This is a genomic window from Rhodococcus sp. GB-02, assembly GCF_053470465.1.
The window spans coordinates 1463195-1487278 of record NZ_JBPUKE010000002.1 but is presented as its reverse complement, the minus strand read 5'-3'; the positions used below and the strand labels follow the sequence as shown (position 1 = coordinate 1487278).

20 protein-coding genes are annotated in these 24084 nt (G+C 61.8%); 11 read left to right on the top strand and 9 right to left on the bottom strand.

All coding sequences use genetic code 11. The features are described from left to right. The first annotated feature begins 139 nt into the window (after window positions 1–139). On the top strand, window positions 140–1069 hold the full coding sequence (locus ACSW29_RS20345) for an alpha/beta hydrolase (protein WP_317826086.1): 930 nt from the start codon (window positions 140–142) through the stop codon (window positions 1067–1069). Here the strand turns inward: ACSW29_RS20345 and ACSW29_RS20340 are convergent. The 5 genes from ACSW29_RS20340 to ACSW29_RS20320 form a co-directional block, all read right to left on the bottom strand. Next, entirely contained in the window at window positions 1052–1705 is a 654-nt protein-coding gene (locus ACSW29_RS20340; RefSeq protein ID WP_448278132.1) for a Dabb family protein, read from the bottom strand. The genes ACSW29_RS20345 and ACSW29_RS20340 overlap by 18 nt on opposite strands. A gap of 10 nt (window positions 1706–1715) precedes the next feature. Next, window positions 1716–2063 (bottom strand): hypothetical protein, encoded by a 348-nt coding sequence (locus tag ACSW29_RS20335; RefSeq protein ID WP_317826084.1) that lies wholly within the window; start codon window positions 2061–2063, stop codon window positions 1716–1718. A 45-nt stretch (window positions 2064–2108) separates the two neighbouring features. Further along, complete coding sequence (locus ACSW29_RS20330) at window positions 2109–3614, bottom strand: MFS transporter (RefSeq protein WP_448278131.1); 1506 nt, start codon at window positions 3612–3614, stop codon at window positions 2109–2111. A gap of 154 nt (window positions 3615–3768) precedes the next feature. After that, window positions 3769–5232, bottom strand: a complete 1464-nt coding sequence (locus ACSW29_RS20325) for a benzaldehyde dehydrogenase (protein WP_448278130.1) — start codon at window positions 5230–5232, stop codon at window positions 3769–3771. 92 nt (window positions 5233–5324) lie between these two features. Then, complete coding sequence (locus tag ACSW29_RS20320; protein WP_230816016.1) at window positions 5325–6215, bottom strand: LysR family transcriptional regulator; 891 nt, start codon at window positions 6213–6215, stop codon at window positions 5325–5327. 124 nt (window positions 6216–6339) lie between these two features. On the opposite strand from ACSW29_RS20320, the gene ACSW29_RS20315 reads away from it, so the two are divergent. The 3 genes from ACSW29_RS20315 to ACSW29_RS20305 all read left to right on the top strand — a co-directional run bounded on the left by ACSW29_RS20315 (window position 6340) and on the right by ACSW29_RS20305 (window position 9813). Next, window positions 6340–7707 (top strand): NAD(P)/FAD-dependent oxidoreductase, encoded by a 1368-nt coding sequence (locus ACSW29_RS20315; protein WP_347875017.1) that lies wholly within the window; start codon window positions 6340–6342, stop codon window positions 7705–7707. A gap of 66 nt (window positions 7708–7773) precedes the next feature. Next, window positions 7774–8526, top strand: coding sequence for an IclR family transcriptional regulator (locus ACSW29_RS20310; RefSeq protein ID WP_448278129.1), 753 nt, complete (start codon window positions 7774–7776; stop codon window positions 8524–8526). Window positions 8527–8625: 99 nt separating this feature from the next. Next, a complete protein-coding gene (locus tag ACSW29_RS20305; RefSeq protein WP_347875016.1) occupies window positions 8626–9813 on the top strand; it encodes a 4-hydroxybenzoate 3-monooxygenase in 1188 nt (395 codons plus the stop codon). Between the two features lie 28 nt (window positions 9814–9841). On the opposite strand, the gene ACSW29_RS20300 is transcribed toward ACSW29_RS20305, so the two are convergent. The 3 genes from ACSW29_RS20300 to ACSW29_RS20290 all read right to left on the bottom strand — a co-directional run bounded on the left by ACSW29_RS20300 (window position 9842) and on the right by ACSW29_RS20290 (window position 12296). Beyond that, window positions 9842–10198, bottom strand: coding sequence for a nuclear transport factor 2 family protein (locus ACSW29_RS20300; RefSeq protein WP_317826078.1), 357 nt, complete (start codon window positions 10196–10198; stop codon window positions 9842–9844). A 48-nt stretch (window positions 10199–10246) separates the two neighbouring features. Next, window positions 10247–11569: a ClC family H(+)/Cl(-) exchange transporter gene (locus tag ACSW29_RS20295; RefSeq protein ID WP_448278128.1), complete on the bottom strand. Its 1323-nt coding sequence runs from the start codon at window positions 11567–11569 to the stop codon at window positions 10247–10249. A gap of 106 nt (window positions 11570–11675) precedes the next feature. Then, window positions 11676–12296, bottom strand: coding sequence for a LysE/ArgO family amino acid transporter (locus tag ACSW29_RS20290; protein WP_448278127.1), 621 nt, complete (start codon window positions 12294–12296; stop codon window positions 11676–11678). A gap of 75 nt (window positions 12297–12371) precedes the next feature. Here ACSW29_RS20290 and ACSW29_RS20285 point away from each other — a divergent pair, with 75 nt between their 5' ends. From ACSW29_RS20285 to ACSW29_RS20265, 5 genes are all read left to right on the top strand, one after another. Next, window positions 12372–13265 (top strand): LysR family transcriptional regulator ArgP, encoded by an 894-nt coding sequence (locus ACSW29_RS20285; protein ID WP_317826075.1) that lies wholly within the window; start codon window positions 12372–12374, stop codon window positions 13263–13265. Between the two features lie 132 nt (window positions 13266–13397). Next, window positions 13398–14870 carry a class I adenylate-forming enzyme family protein gene (locus ACSW29_RS20280; protein WP_448278126.1) on the top strand — a complete coding sequence of 491 codons (1473 nt, stop codon included), beginning with the start codon at window positions 13398–13400 and terminating at the stop codon, window positions 14868–14870. An 85-nt stretch (window positions 14871–14955) separates the two neighbouring features. After that, window positions 14956–16803 (top strand): DUF3556 domain-containing protein, encoded by a 1848-nt coding sequence (locus ACSW29_RS20275; RefSeq protein WP_347875012.1) that lies wholly within the window; start codon window positions 14956–14958, stop codon window positions 16801–16803. Beyond that, entirely contained in the window at window positions 16800–18233 is a 1434-nt protein-coding gene (locus ACSW29_RS20270; protein ID WP_448278125.1) for a phytoene desaturase family protein, read from the top strand. Before ACSW29_RS20275 ends, ACSW29_RS20270 begins: the two co-directional genes overlap by 4 nt. Window positions 18234–18268: 35 nt before the next feature. Then, window positions 18269–19558, top strand: coding sequence for a PucR family transcriptional regulator (locus tag ACSW29_RS20265; RefSeq protein WP_317826143.1), 1290 nt, complete (start codon window positions 18269–18271; stop codon window positions 19556–19558). 93 nt (window positions 19559–19651) lie between these two features. On the opposite strand, the gene ACSW29_RS20260 is transcribed toward ACSW29_RS20265, so the two are convergent. Beyond that, complete coding sequence (locus ACSW29_RS20260; protein ID WP_448278124.1) at window positions 19652–20977, bottom strand: DUF222 domain-containing protein; 1326 nt, start codon at window positions 20975–20977, stop codon at window positions 19652–19654. Between the two features lie 295 nt (window positions 20978–21272). On the opposite strand from ACSW29_RS20260, the gene ACSW29_RS20255 reads away from it, so the two are divergent. Then, window positions 21273–22574: an SWIM zinc finger family protein gene (locus ACSW29_RS20255; protein ID WP_347875010.1), complete on the top strand. Its 1302-nt coding sequence runs from the start codon at window positions 21273–21275 to the stop codon at window positions 22572–22574. After that, complete coding sequence (locus ACSW29_RS20250; RefSeq protein WP_448278123.1) at window positions 22571–24055, top strand: DUF5691 domain-containing protein; 1485 nt, start codon at window positions 22571–22573, stop codon at window positions 24053–24055. Before ACSW29_RS20255 ends, ACSW29_RS20250 begins: the two co-directional genes overlap by 4 nt. The last annotated feature ends 29 nt before the right edge of the window (window positions 24056–24084 follow it).

The window sequence follows — 24084 nt, the reverse complement described above, 5'->3', positions numbered from 1 at the left end:
ACACAACGAGGTGTGGTCTCCCTTCTCGTTGCTCACGACTCTCGCTACAAAACAGACCACTGATCGGGAAGGTGTGTTCTCACTCGGCCGTGGGCGATCTACCTTGGCGAATGCCCGACGTCCGAGATCAGGAGTGCCCATGACAATTCACGCGGAAGTCGTCACAATGCTGGCCACGCTCAACGCAGCATTCCCGGACGTCACCAGCTTCGACCCGTCGGAGTTACGTGCTCTGCTTCGGAATCGACGAGCCCCGCTGGAGCGGCTTCCCGATATGCGTGCGGTCGAAGATCTCGCAATCGACGGTCCCGGGGGAGATCTGTCGATCCGCGTCTACCGCCCGCACACTTCCTCCGACGCCATTCCGCTGGTCGTCTTCGCTCACGGCGGAGGCTTCGTGTTCTGCGACCTGGACAGCCATGACGAATTCTGCCGGTCCATGGCGGAAGGTGTCGGCGCCGTTGTGGTCTCCGTCGATTATCGTCTGGCCCCTGAACATCCCGCCCCGGCAGCACATGACGACGTCTATGCCGCAGTAGAGTGGGCAGCGAAGCACGCGGCAGAGTACGGCGCAGACCCGAGCAGGATCGTGCTTGCCGGCGACAGCGCGGGTGGCAATCTTGCTGCGACAGTTGCTATCGCCGCCCGCGATCGTGGAGGTCCGGAGGTTGCGGCGCAAGTTCTCATCTATCCCGTGATCGACGACGATTTCGACACCGAGTCCTACCGTCTCTACGGCACCGACCACTACAACACGACCACGGCCATGAAGTGGTACTGGGACCAATATGCACCCGAGTGCCGAGATGACGTGCGGGTGATACCTACTCGGGCAGAATCGTTCACCGATCTTCCAGCGGCCGTCATCGTGACAGCCGAGCTGGATCCGCCGTGCTCGTCCGGCGACGAATACGCGAAACTGCTTGCCACCGCCGGCGTCCCCGTGCAGCATCATCGCTTCGACGGGTTATTTCACGGGTTCCTCACTATTCCGTCGTTGTCGCTCACGGAACCGGCACGACAGAAAGTTTGGGCGATGATCCGCGAGGCGTCAGCCGTCACTCGATAGGAGCTCTTCGCTCAATTCGCCGAAGGTATGACAGATTCTGTCCCGCACAATGACTTCGGTGCATTCGGGGTCGAACCATCGATCAACGACGCCCCAATGGATCGGATGGTCGAGGTATTGGGTCTGCAGTGACACGAGATCGGTGAACTCCTGCTCCCACACATGGGTCCACGGTGCTTCGTCACATGCAGATGTCGCGCAGGTCGCCGCACTCACTCGACTGAGCCGCCAGGCAGCGATCGAGGAGATATGCCCTGGCATCTTCAGCAAGTCACTTTCGAAGCGTTCGATTGCGTCCTCGGAGGTATGGGGTGCAACGCGAATCAGCAGCGCTCGGTACACCCCGTTCTTGCCGGTGGCGCCCGAGCGGCCCTCGGTGCCCGAAACGTACTCGGCGCCGTGAAAGTGCTCGATGGCGCCGTGGTGAAGTCCGGCGTCAACGGCACCGCGAGCGGCCTGCCACGCCGCTTCGTCCTCGAACTGGAGATGCATGATCAGATCTCCGCCGTTGATGACGCCGGGCAGTGTGGCGGTGACGAGATGGCGAACTGATCCCGACGATTCGGCCACTGCTGCAATGGTGTTCATCGCATCGACCCAGTTGGCCGAGTCCGTGCTGTCGGCTGCAAACACCACCCTCGTGACGTTATACATCGGCCAGTCCCTCGACGTCATCGGCGGTGGCAGCCATGGTGCGGCTTCGTTCCGCAATGAGTGGAGCCATTGCGTCCCACCATTGCCTCAGAGTGCCGTCACCGCGGCTCGAACGAGTCATCGCCCACCAACCGGCGGTCCCTTCGACGGTCCACGTGATCGTGACGATGCTGGACTCGTCCTCGGCCCACAGCGGCGGACTGACAAGTATATTGTCGAGAGTCAGGTTGCGGCGACTGGCATTCGGCAGGTAGCCGGCGCGAAATTCGTCGACAAACTTCTGCCCGCATCCGGGATTCGTGACTATCCGGTCGATCACGTAGAGCGTCTCACCTGGCATCTGCGCAGGCTACGGTGCGCTTAACCCCCTGCGGTACTTCCGATCTCACGCAGCGGGAGGTTGTTCCGAGGAGGCTGGGGAACGTGCCGGGCGCAGACCCAGCCATCCGACCAAACCGACGAGGGCGAAGGCCACAGCGGCGGTGACGAACGTGACGGTGAAGGCGGATTCGCTGGGCAGAGCGGCGACGCCCTCGGGCAGATTCGCGATGGTCATCGAGGCGAGAATCGTGGTTACCACTGCACTGCCCATGGCGCTGCCGGTGGAACGCGAGATCGAGTTGATGCCGTTGGCTATTCCACTCTGGCGATGCGGAACGCTCGACATGATGATCGCGGGCATGGCCGCGTAACCCAGGCTGACGGCGGTGCCGATCACGATGCCGGCCCCGATGACCGATGCGGTGTGCGTGTGGTCGTATGCGAGCCAGGCGAACGGCACCGCACCACAGATCGCGGTGAGTCCCAGGACGAAGCGTGGCCCGCGCACTCTGATGAGGCGCCCGCCGATCGGCGCTGCGATCAGCGAGGCAATCGCTCCCGGCAGTAGGAATTCCACCGACGCACGCAGAATGCTGGCGTCGAATCCGTACCCCGTGAGGGCGTGGGGAAGTTGGACGAGATAGGAGATGCCCAGGAAGTTGGCAAACATTCCGAAGCCCAGCATGACCCCCGCCAGGTTCGCCATCATCACGGGCCGGTGGACGAACATCCGCATGTCGACCAGTGGTTCGTCTACGATCTTCTCGATCCAGACCCAGACTGCGAACATCACGATCGACCCCAGGAAAACACCGATGGTCAAGGGCGAGAACCAACCCCATTGGTGGCCTTGCGAAATCGACAACAGGAGCAGAAGGAGTGCAGCGCCCAGGCTCAGCGCACCGATGACGTCGACGCGTCCACCGCTCTTGTGTTTGGTTGCCGGCACCAGCGTGATGACGGCGACGAGGGCAAGCAACGCGAACCCGGTGGCCATCCAGAAGGCGCTGCGGTAGTCGGCATCCGGCGCCGATGTGAGAAGTCCGGTGGCTACGAGGGCGAGTCCGCTGCCGAATGCGAGAGTTCCGCTGACCAATGCCATCGCGCCGGGAAGCTTGTGTGGGCGAACCTCTTCGCGCAGGACCGACAGAGCCAGCGGGAAGATGGCGGTGGCAGTTCCCTGGAGGACGCGTCCGAGAATGAGAAGTGGCAGATTGTGTGCCAACGCGGCGACGATCGAACCGATGACCATCACGATCAGAACGCCGACCAGCGTGCGCTTCTTGCCGTGCTGATCGCCGTAGCGGCCCAATAGGGGAGTGAAGACGGCGGCCGAGAGCAACGTCGCCGTCGTCACCCAGCTGATTCCAGCCGCGGATGCGCCCAGATCGGACTGAATGCGTCCCAAGATCGGAACGGGCAGCGTCTGCATCATGGAGACGATCATCGCGGCCAGGCTGAGGGCCCCGATGATGACGGCCTCGCGGCGCGGTGATGTTACGACGGCTACATCCGGGGTGTCGCAAACCGTTGGCTGCGCAGCACTGTCGGTGGTCACTGAATTCGTCAAGTGGGTCCTTCTCGGGAATTACAAGAGAAAATGCTTAATGTGGCGAAGTAATTTTCTCTGGATGGTAAGTCCGCGAGATCGATCCCGTCAATGCTGGTCAGTGAGTCCCTGGGTCGCGCCTGGTATTTATCGGTCTAGCTCGGTGTTTGACGGACTAGAAGGGGTAGATCGGGAGTGTGCTCTGGGCCGTCACCCACTGCGTTTCGGTGAAGGCGTCGAGGTTTGCGCCGATACCGCCGACGCGGCCACCGTTACCCGAAGATGCCATGCCGCCGAACGGGATGACGGCTTCGTCGCCGACCGTCTGATCGTTGATGTGCACGAGGCCGGTGGGGATCTGTTGGGCGAGTTCGAGTCCGCGCATGGCGTCGGAGGTCAGAATGCCCAGCGACAATCCGTATTCGGAATCGATGGCGATGGCGACGGCTTGTTCGACGGTGGCAAAGGAGGTCACCGGTGCGACCGGCCCGAAGACCTCGTCGGCGAAGGCCGGGGCGGTCAGTGGGGTGTCAGCCAGAACGGTGGGCCGGTAGAAGAGATCCTCGTAGGTGCCACCGGCAGCCAGTTTTGCTCCGGCCGCGATGCTTCCGGTGACCAGGGAGTGGATGTGGTCGCGTTGTTTGGCGTCGATGATGGGACCGAGTGCGACCTGACCGGTGAACGGGTCGCCTACCGGAAGCTTGTCGGCGCGTTCGGCAAGGAGTGCGGTGTAGTCGGCAGCGATACTTTCGTGGACCAGTTGACGGCCGGTGGTCATGCAGATCTGCCCCTGATGCATGAATGAGCCGAAAGCGCCGACAGATGCGGCTTTTTCGAGGTCGACGTCGTCCATGACGATCAGCGCGTTGTTGCCGCCGAGTTCGAGATGCGCTCGTTTGAGGTGGCGGCCCGCCAGTTCGCCGACAGCCCGTCCCGCCCGGGTCGACCCGGTGAATGCGATGACGCGAACGCTCGGATGAACCACGATTGCCTCACCGGCGTCAGCGCCGCCCGGCAGCATGCTGAACACGCCGGCAGGCAAGCCGGCCTCTTCGAAGATGCGAGCGAGAACCACACCGCCACAGATCGCCGTGCGCGGGTCAGGCTTGAGGATCACCGAGTTACCCAGTGCCAGTGCGGGAGCGACTGCACGAATCGACAGGATGATCGGAAAGTTGAAAGGTGCGATGACGCCGACGGTTCCGACGGGTACGCGACGAGAGAAGCTCAGTCGAGGTTGCTCCGAGCGCAGTACTTCACCCACGGGGTGTGCGGCCAGGGCTGCGGCGTTGTAGCACTCCTCGGCAGCGGTATGGGTTTCCAGTCCGGCCTTGGCCGGGATGCTGCCGGCCTCCCGGATCACCCATTCCCCGATTTCGTCGGCGTACTGCTCGAACAATTGACCGGCGCGGCGCAGAACGGCGGCGCGTTCGGTGTAGGGTCGTGCTGCCCAATCCTTCTGAGCTGCAGTAGCTTTTGTTGCAGCGGCTGCCACGTCGTCTGGTGTTGCCATGCCCACCGTCGTCAACTGCTTGCCCGTGGCCGGTTCGACGACAATCCGATCTTCGGCGTTACCGCGGATCCATTCACCGTCGAAGATCTTCGATTCCCACACAGGTTCACTCAACAAACTCGACATGGCCGCTCCTCGAGAAAGGGATGCGACTGCGCGCCGCATCACATGGTTGCCCACTACGTTGCTCTGCGAGGAGGTCGATCGCCATCACACTTTCATTCAGTGAAAGACGGGTTCATTGCGTCCTTGAGTGCTTGGATCAGATCGGCGAACTCGGTGGAGTAGGTGATGCCGCTGCGGGTCACCCCGGACACCGGAATTCGCAAGCGGCCATGCGATTCTCGCATGAAGCTGATTCCAGCACGTGGAGATTCGCCTGCGGTGATCGAATACAGCAGGGTCCAGGCTCGAGGGTTGGTGATCACGTCCAGCGTGGCGGTGTGGTCGCTCGGAATTGCGGGGCCCAGTTGTACGCGTCGATCTATTTCGCGAAACGCGTCCTCGACCACCTTGTGGATGAGCACCTGGCTTTGGCGTGGCGGCAAGAGCAGGGGATATGCGGCCAGATCGTTGAGATCGACGCTTTGCTGGCCGGCCAGGGGGTGCCGGCTCGACATGACGACCAAGAGGTCCTCGACGCCGAGGTCCAGGGGCTCGAGCCCGGGGCGGTCGACGCCGCCGCGAATCAGTGCGATGTCCGCATCGCCGGAGGCCACGGCGTCCATGCGGTGGGCAAAACTCTTGATGACGAACTCGACGTCCAGGTCGGGGTGAAGTTCGCGTACGTGTGCGATGGCGTCCAGCGTCTGAGCGGCAAAGCTCATGTTTCCGGTGATCCGGATCCGGGCTCTCGGGTCGCGTGCGACTGAGTACGCCATCGTCTCGAGGCTGAGGACTTGCTGCGCGATGGGCACCAGTCGCGATCCTGCCGGGGCCAGCCGAACAGCTCGGGTCGAGCGTTCGAAGAGCGTCGCGCCCAGTTCCTTCTCCAGTCGCGCGACCTGGTGGCTGATCGCCGACTGCGAGATGAAGCAGCGCTCCGCAGCTCGACTGAAGCTCAGTTCCTCGCTCACGACGAGGAAGTACTTGAGTTGGCGGAAGTCCATGAGGACAGCTTACTTATGAGCGATCGAGATAACAGTCTTGCGAATACTCCAGCTAGCTGGACCGGACCCATGATCAGTCCATACCGTAATAGTCATACTTTCAATTTGGTTGAGGAGATTTGTTGTGGATAGAACAGCTGCGGGTCGCGCAGACATCGACGCGACTGGACACGAGCAGACTCAGGTAGTGATCGTCGGTTCGGGATTCGGAGCCCTCGCCGCGGCCAAGACCCTCGCGAAGTCCAAGACGCCGTTCGTCCTCATCTCCGCCACCACCGAGCACCTCTTCCAGCCGCTGCTCTACCAGGTGGCGACGGGTGTTCTGTCGGCGGGCGAGGTTGCTCCGCCCATCCGCACGATCCTGCAGAAGTACCCCAACGCCGACGTGCGCCTCGGCCGCGTCGTCGAGGTCAACGCCGAAGAGAACACCGTCGTCTACGAAGCCTCGGGTACCCGCCATACGCTCGGGTACCGCTCGCTCATCGCAGCCACCGGTGCCACGCAGGCGTACTTCGGTCATGACGAGTTCGAGAAGGTCACCTACAAGCTCAAGACCGTCGAGGATGCCGAGGTACTGCGCAAGCAGATCTTGCGCTGCTTCGAAGAAGCCCACACCACCAACGACGCGCTGGTTCGCCGCAACCTGCTCAGCTTTGTTGTCGTGGGTGCAGGCGCGACCGGCGTCGAGCTCGCCGGACAGATCAAGGAACTGGCGCGTCGCTACTTTGCGAAGGCCATCAACAACATCAGTGCCGACGAGGTCACGGTCACCATGGTCGAAGGCGCCGGTGTAGCGCTTCCGGCCTTCGGCGGCAAGCTCAGTGAGTACACGCAGGCCTCGCTCGAGAAGTCGGGTGTCGAGGTGGTCCTCAACACCATGGTCACCGCCATCGACGAGCACGGTGTCACCGTCTCTTCGGCAAAGACCAAGGAAGAGAAGCGCATCGACGCCGAGACCGTCATCTGGTCGGCCGGTGTACGCGCGAACGACTTCGCTGCAGTGCTCGGAGAGGCAACCGGTTGTGAGAGTGACCGCGCAGGTCGTCTGCTCATCAATCCGGACTTGACCGTCGGCGGGTTTGCCAACGTCTTTGCCGTCGGCGACATGACTTCGCTGAACGGTCTGCCGGGTCAGTCGCCCGTTGCAATGCAGGGTGGCCGTCACGCCGCGAAGACTGTGAACGGAAAGGTCAAGGCCGGAACGCCTTTCAAATACTTCGACAAGGGCAGCATGTCGATCATCAGCCGATTCAGCGCTGTGTGTCGCGTCCGCAAGGTCGAGTTCAAGGGCACGATCGCCTGGTTCATGTGGCTGGCCGTCCACGTGATGTACCTGGTGGGCTTCCGCAATCGGTACGTCGCTGTGATGTCGTGGTTCGGTTCGTTCATCGGCCATCGTCGTCCGCACTTCCATTACGCGCAGGAGCCGATGAAGATCGAGGCCGCGCCGCCGGTGACCGAACGCGAATCGGAATTGGCGCACTCCGCGTAGCTCTGCACCGTCTGAACACGTTTCGCCTGATGCCAGTCACACGGCTTTGTGAGTCACACTGTGTGAATGGCATCAGGCGACCGTTCGTTGATCGGCCGGGCATTTATCGTGCTCGGTGCCTTCGATGCGACGTCTCCTCGGTTGACTCAATCGGAGATCAGTCGCCGCACCGATCTGCCTCTGCCCACCGTCCATCGACTGTGTGGGCAATTGGTCGCTGCCGGCGGCCTCGAGCGTCGGAGCGACGGCAAATACCAGGTCGGGGTCCGGTTGTGGGAGATCGGCGCTCTCGCTCCCGGGGCGCACGGTCTGAGACAGGTGGCGTTGCCGTTCCTCGAGGACCTTTACGAGGTCACCCGGGAGAACGTGCAGTTGGTTGTCCGTGAGGGCACCGAGGCTCTGTACCTCGAGCGCTTGTCCTCGCGTAGCGCCGTCACCGTGGTCGGCCGCGCCGGCGGTAGGTTGCCGTTGCACGCGTCCAGCGGTGGATTGATTCTCCTGGCGCACGGCGGAACCGAGCTTCTCGACGACGTCCTCCGAGCCGGCCTCGAGGCGTTCACACCCAAAACCATTACGTCCGAGCGCATCTTGAGAGCAACTCTCGACGAGATCAGACGCACCGGATTCGTGGTGTGTCGTGAGTATCTGAACGTTGGAACTCTTGCCGTCGCCGCTCCGGTCCGCGAAGCCGGCGGCAATGTCGTCGCAGCGGTGTCGACAGTTGTTCCGGTGGAGCAGGATCCGGCTCCTTTACTGCCGGCCTTGGCCGCGGCTGCTCGCGGAATATCACGCGGGCTTGGTGGCGGCGGGTTTCGATAGCTCATTTTCGGTCTTTCACTGAGTGAAATTGCAGCTGTTCCGGGGAGCGGCCGTGGTTGAGGGTGGTCTCAATCGCCACTCACCTCAGGAGTTCTCTGTATGTCTTCGTTGCGCACCCAGGTCGGAATCGTCGGTGGTGGTCCCGCCGGGTTGATGCTCTCGCATCTCTTGCATCTGAGAGGAATCGATTCGATCGTCCTTGAATGCCGCACCCGTGAAGAGGTGGAAGGCACCATTCGTGCGGGTGTGCTCGAACAGAACACCGTTGATCTCATGGTTGAGACCGGACTCGGTGACCGACTGAAGCGAGAAGGTCTCGAACATCACGGAATCGAGTTGCGATTCGGTGGGCGAGGGCACCGCATCGCATTCGACGAACTGACCGGCGGGCGCGCAGTCACGGTGTACCCGCAGCACGAGGTGCTCAAGGACCTGATTGCGCGACGCCTCGCTGATGGCGGCGACATTCGATTCGGAGTGACCGACGCGCGAGTACACGATCACGAATCAGGTCGCCCGAGTATTACTTTCGTCGACTCGGACGGAAGCGACCAGAAGCTCGAGTGCGTCCTGGTGGCCGGTTGCGACGGGTCACGAACCGAAACGCGAAAGCTGATTCCCGAACCGGCGATCCGCACGGATCATTTTCGGCAGTATCCCTTCGCATGGTTCGGCATCCTGGCCGAGGCGCCGCCGTCATCGGAAGAATTGATCTACGCCAACCACGAGCGTGGGTTTGCGCTGATCAGCACACGGACGCCCGAGGTGCAGCGTCATTATCTTCAGGTCGATCCGGACGACTCCGTGGACAACTGGTCCGACGATCGAATCTGGGACGAGTTGCACATGCGAGTCGACGGTGAGGGCGCAGAGATCAAGGACGGCAAGATCTTTCAGAAGTCGGTCCTTCAGTTCCGCAGTTTCGTCTGTGAGCCGATGCAGCACGGCAACCTGTTTCTTGCAGGGGATGCGGCGCACACCGTGCCGCCGACCGGCGCGAAGGGAATGAATCTCGCGATCGCCGACGTTTACGCTCTGGCAAAGGCAATGGACATTTTCTTGACCTCGTCCGACCGAAAGATGCTGGACGGGTATACCGAAACGGTGCTGCCGCGAGTGTGGCGGACGCAGCACTTTTCGTGGTGGATGTCGTCGATGCTCCATCGCTTGCCAGACGACAGCGGTTTCGGCCATCGTCGTCAGTTGGCCGAACTGGACATGGTCACGCGTTCGGTGGCCGGACGAACCTTGATTGCCGAGAACTATGTCGGAACGCCCTTGATCTAGAGAGTATTCGCAGATTTGCGGCGCGTAATCAGTGGAGCGGCGTGCCTTGATGGTGTACCAGTTGCCATCCGACCGGGGCGCGTCGCCACAGGGATGTGCGCCGCGCGCGACGCATCCCGCGAACCGAATCCCACTGCGTGAGGACGTATCCGTCGTCGATGATTCGACCGGTCATATTGTGGACTTCGATGGCGTCGCCGTCGATGGGTTCTTTCCGCAGCGATTCAACTGTCGACGGGAGGTCCCAGACGCTACCCGACGCGCCAATCTCGATGAAGTCTTCGGCAAGCAACGCGAGCACACGTGCGCTGTTGCGCCTGCATTCGACAGTTTGCAATTCCCGCTCCAGGGCGAGGACTTCCCCGACGTCGGTTCGTGGGGTCATGGATGCTCCTCAACGTACACATTATGGCGGGCCCGATGTTGATCATGATCATCCCAGAGGCGGGCGCCGCGCTTCCAACATCCGTTCTCGGAGACTGTCGTAGATGGGGGCCGCCCCTGCCAAGGTAGCGACGAATACCGCTGCGGCCGTGGCCGCGAGCATCGGGACCAGCGTCGACGTCACCGCTGTCATCTCGATCACGATCACGATGCCGGTGAATGGTGCGCGTACTACAGCACCGAAGAACGCGGCCATGCCTACGGTGGCCATGGTGATCGTGAGTCCGGCGCCGACTCCGGGCACGAAGCTCGACAGTCCGTTGAAGATCGACCCCCAGAGTGCGCCGAGTGCGAGTAAGGGAGCGAAAAGTCCGCCGGGAGTTCCAGCGGCGTACGACAGTGGGCCCGTGAAGAACCGAACCACCAAGTACAGCAGCAGAATCGGCAGAACGAAGGTCCTGCCACCGACGATCATCTGTGCAAGGACGTCACCGCCCCCACCGGCCAGTGGGTCGAGGAACAGCGTCAGGCCGATGACGGCGCCGATCATTGCGCCGATGACGGTCGGTGGGATCCTGTCGAGTCGTGCAACGATATCGAGTATTCCTAGAATCAAGCGGTTGTACGCGATACCCAGCAGTCCGGTGAGGATTCCGAAGACGACAAACAGCGGCAAGAGTGCGAGTTGAGGTGTCGGCACGGTGCCGACCTCGAAATCTGGTTGATCGCCGATGACAAGTCGCGCAGAGCCGACCGCGACCGAAACGCCGAAAAGCGTTGGCAGAACGGTGCGCAGCCGGAACGAGTGCGTCACCTCCTCGCAGACGAACAGTGCGCCGGCGATCGGCGCGTTGAACGCGACGGCGAGTCCTGCTCCGGCCGTGGATGTTTGCAGCATAGCGACGTCCGTTTCGGCAAGGCGGGCCCGCCGTCCCGCTTCTGCCCCGATCGCCGCACCCATATGTACAGTGGGGCCTTCACGGCCGAGAACCAGACCGGAGCCGATCGCCAAGAGCCCGCCGATGAATCTGGCAGGCACGAGATTGATTCCCGGCGGTCTAGCCTCACCGCGGGACACTGCCTCTACGTGCTGGATCCCGCTTCCCTGCGCGAGGGGTATTCGTCTGACGATCAGAACGGCAAGTACGGTGCACAAGGCCACCAGGACCACCGGCACGAGCCACCCGACATACGGAACGTGATGCGCCCAGTTCACGATCGTCTGACGAAGTTCGTCGGCCCTGATCAGGCACCATCGGAACGCGCCGCCGACAAATCCGACCACGACGCCGGCGACTGCAGCAAGTAGACACAGCAAGCCCAGTCCGCGGTTGGAGGCACGCGGTTCGGAGTCGACATCGTCCTCGGTCATCGTGATCAGCCCTACCTGATGGTCACAACTCTCGACAGGTGAATTGAGCCTTCCTCACCTTGGACGGTAACCCATCCCGACACCGGAAAGTGTTTGTATCGACGGGTCACAATTCGGTGAGCAGACTGATTCCGAGAACTGTCATCATCACGGCGATCAGAGCGTCGAGAACCCGCCAGGCACTGGGTTTTGCAAAAAGCGGTGTCAGCAGACGTGCGCTGTAACCGAGGGCGCTGAACCAGACTGCACTTGCGGTGATGGCGCCGGCCGCAAACCACCACCGTCCGATCTCGCCGCGACCGTTGGCAATTGAACCCATCAGGACAACGGTGTCGAGATAGACGTGTGGATTCAGCCAGGTGAGTGCCAATGCCATCGTGACGGCGGTAAGCCTCGACCCGTTGCCATGCTGATCCGGTGCCAACGTCTGCGGTCGAAGTGCTCGTCTGGCAGCGAAGAGTGCATAGCTGAGTAGGAAAAGGGCACCGGCGATGCGAACGGCAGTGATCAGAGACGGTGCGTGTTCGAGGAGGGCCCCGATTCCGCTGATGCCTGCAAGGATCAGAACTGCGTCTGAGACGGTGCAGACTGCGACGATCGGGAGTACGTGCGAGCGCGTCAGGCCTTGGCGAAGGACGAATGCATTCTGTGCGCCGATTGCGACGATCAGAGAGAGTCCGACTCCGAAACCGACGAGGGCCGACGCAGGGTCGGTGGTGCTGAGCATGTTGTCGAGCCTGCCCCGCAGATGTTAATCAGTCCAGCTAATGATTCTTAGGATGCATCAGAGTAGCTTCAGATTATGTTGGACTTCGAGCAACTGAGGGCATTGCACGCTGCGGTCGACGAGGGAACCTTCGACGCGGCGGCGCGGAAGTTGCACATCACGCCGTCGGCGGTCAGCCAACGGATCAAAGCTCTCGAGACCGCGGTAGGCCGGATCCTGGTGCAGCGCACCAAACCCATCAGGGTTACCGATTCAGGACGGGAAGTCCTGCGTCTTGCCCGTCAGATAGATGCCCTTTCGCGCGATACCGTGCGAGAACTCGGCCTTGAAAACGGTTCGGGAACATTCGCCCGAGTCTCGATCGCGGTCAACGCAGATTCGCTGTCCACCTGGGTTCTGGGTGCTCTCGCGGAGTTCACGCACGAGGTCAGTTTCGACTTCCATCTCGACGACCAAGACCACACCACTGAGCTGTTGCGCGACGGTTCGGTTATGGCAGCTGTCACGTCGGTCGCGTCGCCGATTCAAGGTTGTTCTTCCAGTCGGCTCGGCATAATGCGGTATCGACCGATGGCGAGCGCGGAGTTCTGTCGTCGTTGGTTTGCGGATGGTGTTACGGCCGAGTCTCTTTCGGACGCGCCGTTAGTGGTGTTCAATCGGAAGGATCTCTTGCAGGATCGGTATCTCGATCAAAAAGTCGGCCATCCCGTCGATCCGCCCCGCCATCTTGTTCCTTCGTCGGCAGATTTTGCGGACGCGGTTCGGCGGGGATACGGCTGGGGGCTGATACCGGACCTGCAGCGTGGCGACGACGAGCATTCCGGGGCGCTGATCGAATTCGACCCGGACTTCGTGGACGACGTTCCGCTGTATTGGCAGCAGTGGAAACTGTCGTCGCCAGTCTTGCGTCGGATCTCCGAAGTGGTGACGCAGCGGGCTGACGAGGTGTTGCATCAGCCTTTGATCTGACGTGCGCAGCACATGCGGCGTTGTGCTCCGGGAACAAAGAACCTGGATAAGTTGATCTCCTGGGACCGTTTCTTCGACCACGGGACGCCGATAGTGTTTTGAGTCACACACGAATGAAAGGTGCTGACTCTCGTGGCGGACATCGGATATCTGGCTTGGGATCTTGCAGAAAAGTACGGAAAGAAGCCGTGCCTGCGGGACGACCACGTCGAACTCACATATGAGGAGTTCGCAGATCGCACGGAAGCTGTTGCCGCGCAATTGGCCGGACTCGGGATCGGACTCGGTGACGTGGTGGCGGTCATGCTGCCCAATCGCGTCGAGTTGCTGATCGCGACCATGGCTGCCTGGCGCATCGGTGCTGCCGCTACCCCCATCAATCCGATGTTCACCGCGAACGAAGCGGATTACCAGATCGCGGACTCCGGGGCCGAGTTGGTCATCACCGCCACTGCCGACGCGCCCTCGGGTGGCCGTGCGGTGTTGGTCGTCGATGATCTTGCGACAGCGCCACCGACGGACCCTCGGCCCGGAATCGATGTTGCAGCAGACGATCTGGCTCTACTCATCTACACCAGCGGTTCCACCGGACGCCCCAAGGGAGTGATGCTCTCGCATGCCAACCTGCAATTCATGGCTTTGTCGATGGGCAAGAACATCGGTGTCACCGGCGCAGATCACTGCCTGCTGATTCTGCCGCTGTTCCACGTCAACGCGATCTGCGTCAGCGTCTTGACGCCCTTGCTCGTCGGCGGACAGGTGAGTGTCACCGGGAAGTTCTCGGTTTCGAGATTCTTCGACGACGTTGCGCGGCTTCGCCCCACGTATTTCTCGGCAGTGCCGGCAATCTACGCGATGCTGACCTCACAGCCGGAAGACTCCTCCATCGACACGTCATCCTTGAGGTTTGCCGTGTGCGGTGCGGCGCCGATCAGCAAGGAACTCCTCGACCGCGCGGAGCAGCGCTTCGGGTTCGTGATCGTGGAGGGTTACGGACTTACCGAGGGGACCTGCGCGTCGGCCTGCAATCCTGTGGACGGCGTGCGCAAACTCGGTACGGTCGGACCGGCGTTGCCCGGCCAGCAGATTGCCATTCTTGCCGAGGACGGAACCTTTGCTCCTGTCGGCACTGCCGGAGAGGTGGTCATCAAGGGCGACAACGTGATGCGTGGCTACCTCGGCAAGCCGGAGGAGACCGCGAAGACAGTCAGGGACGGTTGGTTGTACACCGGTGACGTCGGAGTCCTGGACGAGGACGGCTACCTGACCCTCGTCGACCGCATCAAGGACATGATCATCCGTGGGGGAGAGAACATCTACCCCAAGGAGATCGAAAACTCTCTCGCCACACATCCTTCCGTGCTCGAGGCCGCCGTCATCGGCGCTCCGCACCAGGTCTACGGAGAGGTGCCAGTTGCCTATGTCGTTGCCTACCCCGATGCACCCGTCACCGAAGACGAACTGCTCGAACATGTCACGGCCTTGCTCACCCGAGTAAAGGTGCCAGTGGCGATCTACGTCGTCGATGCGCTTCCCCGAAACCCGGTGGGCAAGATCGACAAACCTGGAATGAGACGAGCTTTGAGCGCAACTCCCGCTCACTAGTCACTTCCCCGTAATACCAGCACAACTCGACGACGTCCGTCGAGTCGATCCGTCATGCCCACATTCCGTATTTCAGGAGCACATCATGGGATTCAAAGAAGGAAACTTCCCTCCCGTCGATCCGGCAACGTTCATGGACAAGCCGTTTCTCGAGCGTCTGCGTGACATGTCCACGCACTGGGTGGATTACGGCTTCGGTACGCCGAAAATGGTCCACACCGTCTACATCATGAAATTGTTGTTCCTCTACCTGGCAGCTGGAACAGCCGTTGCCACTCTGACTTCCGGCCTCTCGTGGTTCGACGTCGATTCGTGGTGGAACCAGCCGATCGTCTACCAGAAACTCATCATCTGGACGATGATGCTCGAGATGCTGGGCTTGGCAGGATCCTGGGGACCGCTCGCCGGCCACTTCAAGCCGATGACCGGTGGCGTTCTCTACTGGATTCGCCCCGGCACGATTCGCCTGCCACCGTGGCCGGGCAAAGTGCCGCTCACCTCGGGCGACTCCCGCTCGGTGTTCGACGTTTTCATCTATGTCGCTGCAGTCGCCAATCTACTTGTTGCAGCGGTTCTTCCGGGAGTTCACACCACCGGACTCGATTCGGCAATCGCCGACAATGCCGGACTGGTACGCCCGACGGTCTTGTACTCCTTCCTGGTGCTCATGGTGATTCTCGGGTTGCGTGACAAGGTGCCCTTCATCGCTGCACGTAGCGAGCAGTACCTGCCCGCGATCTTCTTCTTCACGTTCCTGCCTTTTGTCGACATGATCCTGGCGCTCAAACTGCTGATCGTCATGGTGTGGATCGGTGCCGGTGTCTCGAAGTTCGGTCGCCACTTCTCGCTGGTGGTCCCCCCGATGCTCAGCAACACGCCGTGGATCCCGTCGAAGAAGATCAAGCGTGCGCACTACCGGAACTTCCCGGAGGATCTGCGGCCTTCGCACCTGGGCGGCGGCGTCGCTCACGTGGCCGGAACGATGGTCGAAATCGTCACCCCGTTGATACTGCTGTTCTCGACGAACAAGACCCTCACGATCCTTGCCGTGATCCTCATGGTCGGATTCCACCTGTTCATCGCGTCGACTTTCCCGCTGGCAGTTCCGCTCGAATGGAATCTTCTGTTCGCTTACGCCTCGGTCTTCCTGTTCCTGGGATTCCCGGCGTGGGACGGCTACGGACTCGGCGCCATGTCCTCACCGTGGATTACTGCGGGAATCGTTGCAGCCCTTGCCTTCTTCCCGATTCTCGGAAACCTTCGACCCGATCTGGTGTCGTTCCTGCCGTCGATGCGTCAGTACGCCGGCAACTGGGCATCGGCGACGTGGGCTTTCGCGCCGGGCGCCGAAGCCAAGATCGACCAGTGCATCAAGCGTCCGTCGCCGGATACCCGCAATCAGTTGATGACGATGTACCCCGAGGACGTGTCCGACGTCGTTCTGCATCAGTTGTTGGGCTGGCGTTCCATGCACAGCCAGGGGCGTGCGTTGTTCTCTCTGATGATCCGGCACCTCGGTGACGACATCAACACGTACTCGCTGCGCGAAGCCGAGTTCATGTGCAACTCCATCGTCGCCTTCAACTTCGGTGACGGCCACTTGCACGACGCGAAACTGATCGCCGCTATTCAGCGTCGCTGCAATTTCGCACCTGGTGAGTTCCTGGTGACCTGGATCGAATCGCAGCCCATCCACAAGGGAACACAGGAGTACCAGGTGATCGATGCGGCTCTCGGTGTCATCGAACGGGGTACTTTCAAGGTCGCCGACGCAGTCGCCGAACAGCCGTGGTTGCCGAACGGACCCATTCCGTTCGACGTTCAGTGGACACTGGACGTACGGGCCGACCGCGCGGCGACAGATCCGCAGGTCGTCTCCGAACCGAAGATGCGTACGAGGGTCAGCGGTAGCGAGCAAGAGGTGAGTAAGTGACAAAGGCCGTAGTCGTCGGCAGCGGGCCCAATGGGCTCGCTGCCGCGGTACACCTCGCACGTAGCGGTGTGGACGTGCAAGTGCTCGAGGCCGCCGACCAGATCGGCGGAGGCACCCGCTCCGGTCCGATCGACGTACCCGGATTGATCCACGACCACTGCTCGGCGTTTCACCCGATGGGCATCGGCTCGCCGTACCTGTCAAAACTCGACCTCGAGCGATACGGGCTGATCTGGCGATGGGCAGAGGTGGACTGTGCGCATCCGCTCGACGACGGCGACGCGGGCGTTCTGTACCGCTCGCTGGAGCAGACCGCGGCGGGGTTGGGCGCGGACGGGCAGCGATGGCAACGGATGTTCGGTGACTTGTCGACGGGATTCGACGCTCTGGCGTCCGACCTGATGCGCCCGATCGTCAACGTTCCGCGCCATCCGTTGCGGCTTGCGGCTTTCGGCCCGCGAGCACTGCTTCCGGCAACCGTGACCGCGAAACTGTGGAAGACGGAGAAGGGCAGAGCGCTGTTCGGCGGGGTCGCCGCGCACGCGTTCTATCCGCTCAACCGTCCGGCCACATCGGCGGTGGGGTTGATGATCACGGCGGCCGGTCACCGCTACGGGTGGCCGGTCGCCGAGGGAGGTTCGCGTTCGATCACCGACGCCATGGCGGCGATGCTTCTCGATCACGGTGGCAAGGTCGACACCGGCGTTCGGATACGCACTGCCTCCGAGATTCCTGACGCCGATGTTGTTCTGCTGGATGTCAATCCGGGTGGTGCGCTCGAAATCCTGGGTGATCGTCTCCCCGGCCGAGTGGCGAAGGCCTATCGAAAGTTCAAGCAGGCTCCCGGGGCCTTCAAGGTTGATTTCGTCATCGAAGGCCATGTGCCGTGGACCAATCCGGATTGCGCTCGGGCCGGAACAGTCCACCTGGCAGGTAGTTTCGAGGAGATCGTGGCAGCTGAGCGTGACACGAATTCAGGCCGTATGCCGGACCGACCGTTTGTGCTTCTCGGTCAGCAATACCTGGCTGATCCCACCCGCTCTGCCGGGAACATTCATCCGTTGTACGCCTATGCCCATGTGCCTCACGGCTACGCCGGCGATGCTACGGAGGCGATAACTCGTCAGATCGAGAGGTTTGCACCAGGGTTCCGGGAACAGATCGTCGCGACGTCGAGTCGTAGCACCTCTGACCTGGCACAGGACAATCCGAATCAGGTAGGCGGCGACATCATCGGAGGTGCCAACACCGAGCTGCAAGTTGTCTTGCGTCCGCGTATTGCAGTCGATCCGTACAGCACTGGGATCGCGGGCACCTACCTGTGTTCGGCCTCGACCCCGCCGGGTGCCGGAGCGCATGGAATGTGCGGGTACAACGCGGCAGAGTCGGCACTGAAGTACCTGCGGCGGAAGGGTGCAGAGGTTCTGTGAGTAGCCCATCGCACAAGGAGCGAGGCGCCGGTGCAATGCGGCGCCTCGCCCGGGTGCCTGCAGCCGCGGAGCCGGAAGTGCTTGCCGTAGTTGCCGAATTGGCGCGGCGACTCGACGCGCGCAGCGCCGATATCGCGCGTGAGATGGCTTTCATGATGGCGCACGAAATCGACCAGTTGGACGCAGATGCCAATCTGCTCGAAATGCTCGAGGCCAGCGTGCAGGGAAACATCACGACGATCATCCACGTATTGGCCAACGACATTCCGATCGATCATCTCCAACCGACTACTGCCGCAGTGGAATACGCTCTGCGGCTGGCGCAACGCGATGTTCCGTCCAACTCTCTCGTTCGCGCCTACCATATGGGCCAAGGCGATCTGATGCGAATCTGTCACGACGAGATCAGCACACTGGATATTCCGGCACGACTCACTTTGGCTGTCCTGAAACACACTTCGGATGTGGTCTACAGCTACATCGACTGGATCACGCTCTACGTTTTCGACGCATACGAGCGGGAACGCAGTCGATGGATGGCAGCGCAGGGAAATCTCCATTCGGCCGCGATCCACGCCCTCCTGTCCGGCACCAACGCAGATACCGCTGCTTTCGAAGCGGAGACCGGATACCGCCTTGGTCAGAACCACGTCGCCCTGGTGGTCTGGTCGACGTGGGATGCAGACGTCATGGGCATCAACACCCTGGACCGACTCGTTCGCGATCTCGGCGCGGCGGCGGGAGCAGACAAGCCGCCGATCATCACCGCCATCGATCGACGCACCGTGTGGGCGTGGTTGCCCTTCGGTCGACGGGTGCCTGCGGCGGATCCGGAAGTTCTCGCGGCGGCAGTGCCGTTGGACGGCGGAGCGCGGGTGGCAATCGGACTGCCAGGTTCAGGGGTCGAAGGATTCAAACGGTCCCACGAACAGGCTACTGCAGCCTATTCCGTTGCTGCCGTGCCGGATACGCCGCAGCGTCCCGTGGTGAGTTTCGGGGACCGAGGCATAGCCGTGGTATCGCTCCTCTCGGAGAACATCGATGCTACGAAGTCATGGGTCTGGGAGGTACTTGGTCCGTTGGCGGACGATACACCTTCTGCCGCATCCTTACGGACGACGCTGAGCGTGTATTTCGCCCACGGGGAAAGTCATCTGCACACGGCCAATTACATGAACTTGCACCGCAATACGGTGAAATATCGTATCAACAAGGCGCTCGGCGATCCTGTTGCTGCGGGTCGAGACAAGTTGGATCTCGCTCTGGCGCTGCAGGTTTGTGAGTTGTTGGGTAGATCGGTCTTGCGTCCCGCTCGAACATTGTGAGTATTGGATGCGGCATGGCCTGTGGGCTCCGTATCGGGTTTTGATGTCCGATGCGGAGCCTGGCCGTGTTCTGTTGTCCCCGAGAAGCTGTTCTCAGGTTTTGAAGGTGGTGTTCGCCGGCCGTGGCTGCTGCCCGGGGTCGATCGAGGGCGGGGGGATGAACCACGGTTTGTTGTCGACACCGATCCGGATTTCCCATCTTCCGACGAACCCGGTCTTGCGGTGCATCAGCCGGTGATGTGAACGGCACAGCAGGACAAGGTTGTTCATCACCGTAGGGCCGCCGTTGGCCCAGTGCCTAATGTGGTGCGCGTCCGTCCACGCCGGAACGCATGTGCAGCCGGGGAACGCGCAGCCTTTGTCTCGGGCGATCAGGGCGACTCGTTGTTCGGCGGTGACCAACCGTTTTCCGGGTTTCGCGTCGAGTGGTGCGCCGTGATCGTCGAGCAGGACGGTCGAGAGGAAACAGTCACACCCGAGGAGCCTGGTCTGCGAGACGGACAGTGGCCCGAGCCATGGCATGTGTCCGACATCGAGATCCGGCAGGTTCAGATCGGGTGAGCCTTCGCCGTCCACATCAGTAGCAGAAGGCGCAGCGGCGCAGTCCCGATGCTCAGCCAGATCGCGGGCGTTGATGTGCACGTTGACATGCGGGCGTTGCCCACCATCGGTACCGGTGTTGGCGCAGTCGAGGTAGCGGCGGATCAGTTCGGTGAACCCGTCCGCGGTTCGCTTCGCCGCGGACCGGGCATCGGGGGTGCCGTCCGGCGCCGGGGTGGGCATCGTCAGATTCGACAACGCCGACAGCAGCATTTCGCCGGTGAGGGCGTCGAAATCTCCGCGCACCACCACCCGACCGTTCAACGTCGAGGCGATCCGGAGCTCGTTGCGATCGACATCTTCGGCGGGCGGAATCTCATCCGATTCGAACAACCGCTCCAAGGTTGCGATGACGTGCCGCACCTTCGTCGTCGTCGCTTCCACACCCGACGCAGCCGCGAGCAGCAGGTCGATGCACTTCGGTAGCGCTTCGTCAGGCATGCCTTTAGGTGGGGATTCACAGAACGAGACGATCAGCGCGGCGTGCTCGAAGGAGCAATCCCCGTCATCGAAGCCTGCCGCTACGGCCGGGAACGCGCGCAGCGCTGCACCGAGGGCGGCGATCTTCTTCCCGTCTCGAACCTGCAGCATCGTGTTCGCCGCCAACCAACAACCCACTCCGCGGCTGGCGATCACCTGATCATCCGGGCGCATCGACAGCTCGTCCACCACGGCCACCCGCACGGCTTCCAGGCGAAGAATCTCCGCACTCGCCTCGATAGCGGCCGTGCGCAACTCGGCAGCAGACAACTGCCACAGGCGTCCGCGCAACCCCACCGCAGAACCAGACACCACGTCCGATGATGTGTCGATGCTCATTGAATCCCCCGATCCCCACCCCCAACAATACTCGAACATGCGTTCGAGTCAAGAGCCTGTTGAAGCTCAACTTTCTAGGAGTGTTTCTCGGGTCGCATTCCGAGAATTGCAGAGGGACTGCCTATTTGAGGTGTTGCGCGACTGGCATGTTCTTTCCGTTCCAGCCAACTGCGGCGGATTGCCATGCTTGGCAAGCGAGAGCATATCGGGGCCAAGAGGTTGATGTAAGTGAGCCGTGTTGTGCATGGGATCGGCCTGACTCTGCGATGTCAGCGGGTTGTCATACTGTGGTCGAGTGACTTCGCCGTGGACAGCTGGGCAGGTGGCATCGGTAGCTCCCGACGCCGCATCGCTGGCGGCTGCTCGCAAGTTGGTTGGATCGTGGAGCCACGCCGGTAACAAGGGCCTCGCGCTCTGGGGGCTGTGCCAGGGAAGCGGCTCGAAGCCGTATCAAGCTGTGGTCGACCTGCGCGGCCCTGCATACAAGTGCTCGTGCCCCAGTCGGAAGTTTCCGTGCAAACATGCCCTGGGGCTGCTGGTGGAATGGTCGGAAGGGCGAGTGCCTTCGGCGGACGAGCCGGCCGACTTCGCTGCCGAGTGGTTGTTGCGCCGTGAGGAAAAGGCCGATACCAGCGCCGAGACCGCCGGCGACGAGGCACCCAAGAAGACTCGCGACCCGGCAACAGCGCAGAAGCGCGCCGACCGCGTTGCGAGTGGTCTCGTCGAATTGGACCTGTGGATCACCGATCAGATCCGGAGTGGACTGGCGGCGATGGACACGTCCTGGGCGGGCCTCGACGCAGTCGCCGCTCGAATGGTGGATGCTCAGGCGCCCGGTATTGCAGGCACGCTTCGAGCATTGGCGGGAACCGCGGCATCTAACGAAAACTGGCCCGAGAAAGTCCTCGACGAGTTGGCTCGGTTGCGCCTGCTGGTCGCTGCGCATCAGAAGCTGCCCGGGCTGCCGGAAGATCTTGCCCATTCAGTGAAAGCGCACGTCGGCTATCCCGTCTCCGCCGACAGCGTGATGGAATCGACTCCGGTGCGCGAGAACTGGATGGTTCTCGGTTTCGGGATCACCGAGGAGAAGCGCCTGTTCACCCGAACTGTGTGGATGCTCGGCAGGAATTCGAGACGTTGGGCCATGCTGCTCGACTTCTCACATGGGTCACCCAACTTTTCCACCGAAACGCCGCTAGTCGGGTATCTGGTCGACGCCGATGTTCATTTCTATCCCGGTGCGTCGGCTTTGCGCGCCCGGTTGGGAGCAACGCATGGCGAACCGGAGCCCTTCACGACCATGCCGTCCGGAAGCATCGACGCTGCGTTGCAGCAGTTTACCGATGCGCTCGCGGCAGATCCATGGCTGCGGTCGTGGCCGGCAGTGATCAGTTCGGTGGTCCCCTCGTTCGTCGACGGCGCCTGGTTTCTCGTCGACGAATCGGGCACAGCGATTCGGGCAGAGGGCGATTCGGACCTACTGTGGAAATTGCTGGGCATTTCCGGTGGCTACCCGGTCACGGTCTGTGGAACGTGGAATGCGCAGGCTCTTACCCCGATCTCTGTTTTCACGGGAGGACAGGTGATCGTCCTGTGAGCACATTGATTTCGGCTGCGCTTCTCGGGACGGCCAGAACAGTAACAACATTCGAGGACCTTCCGGCCGACGTGCGCGCCTACGCGTGCGAACTATACGGAGATCCTGCCGAGTTGCTTCTCGCAGCAGTCGCGCTGGAGCGGGCGTACCGCCGTGGCGGTGCGGGTTCCACCACGGCGACGGTGCCGACGCCTGCTCCAGACGATGCGCGATTCACCCTGCCGGAATCGTCATCCGCACATCTGCTGTCGATGCTCGCTGCCAAGGCGACCTTGCTCGACGAATGGTTCATCGTCGCGTTGGCGCACAACTACCGTGCGCCTGATCATCTTGTTGCCGAACTGCTTTCCTTTGCTCGGGCGAGCGAGACTCACCGTGAGAGTATTCTGCAGCTGGTCGGCGAGCGGGGTCGTTGGCTTGCCGCGCAAAACCCCGAGTGGAGCAAGCTCGTCCGAACCAGGGATGCAAACCCAGATGTGTGGCGCCACGGAAGTTCGTCCCAGCGCACGCAGTGGCTGATAGACACTCGTCGAACTGACCCCGCGCTGGCGCTGGCCGAACTCCGAAGGTCGTGGGCGACCGAGCGTGGCGAACAGAAGGCTGCGTTCGTCGTGGCGCTGGCAAACGGACTGAGCGCGGATGATCAACCATTGTTGGAGGAAGCCCTCGACGACCGTCGCAAGGACGTGCGACGCTCAGCGGTGGAGGTACTTGGACGACTCCCCGAATCGGAGTTCGGGGAGAGAATGGCTGCTCGGGTTCAGAAATGGGTGCGGGTGGAACGGAAACTCCTTCGGTCCACGCTTGTCATCGTGCCGCCTGCGGAAGTCGATGCAGCGGCGAGACGAGACGGCATCGAAGACCGGCCGAATCCACACACCGACTATCGCGCCGAGTACGTCCGTCAAGCGATCAGTTCTGCACCTTTGTCCCTGTGGAACAACATGATCGGTGGACCCGACAAGGTTTTGGGGATGAGCGTCGACGAAGGTTGGGAGCCGATCCTTCATGACGCTTGGTCCAACGCTGCAGTGGCGCAGAACAATGCGGAATGGGCCCTGGAACTCTTTCGCATGCGAGGCGTGGCCACCGATCGTCGACTTCTCCCATTGGTGCCCGTCAAGGCGCTGGCGGATCTGTTGAGGTCCGGAAACGGGGATGCCAATGTTCTGCACCCGGGCCGGGCAGCGATCTACGACGCTCTACGAGGTCCATGGCCCGAGGACATCACCCGGGCAGTCGTGGCTCAGTGGGAACGAGTTGCGGCCAGACGCGCCGATGGGGGCGCCAAGGCCGGCGAATTCTCACGTTACAAGTACGTGGCCTCGCTGCGCCTCGGCGAGACTCGATTTCCCTACAGCGCAGTAACTTTGCTGGACCGGGCGGCGGAGCGTGCTCGTGACCCGGACTGGCGGCAAACCTTCGCCAGAACGGCCAGTGCCATCACCCACCGCAAGACTCTGCTCGAGGAGCTCAAGTGACTGACAGCGTAACCGTGCCCGCCGGGGAA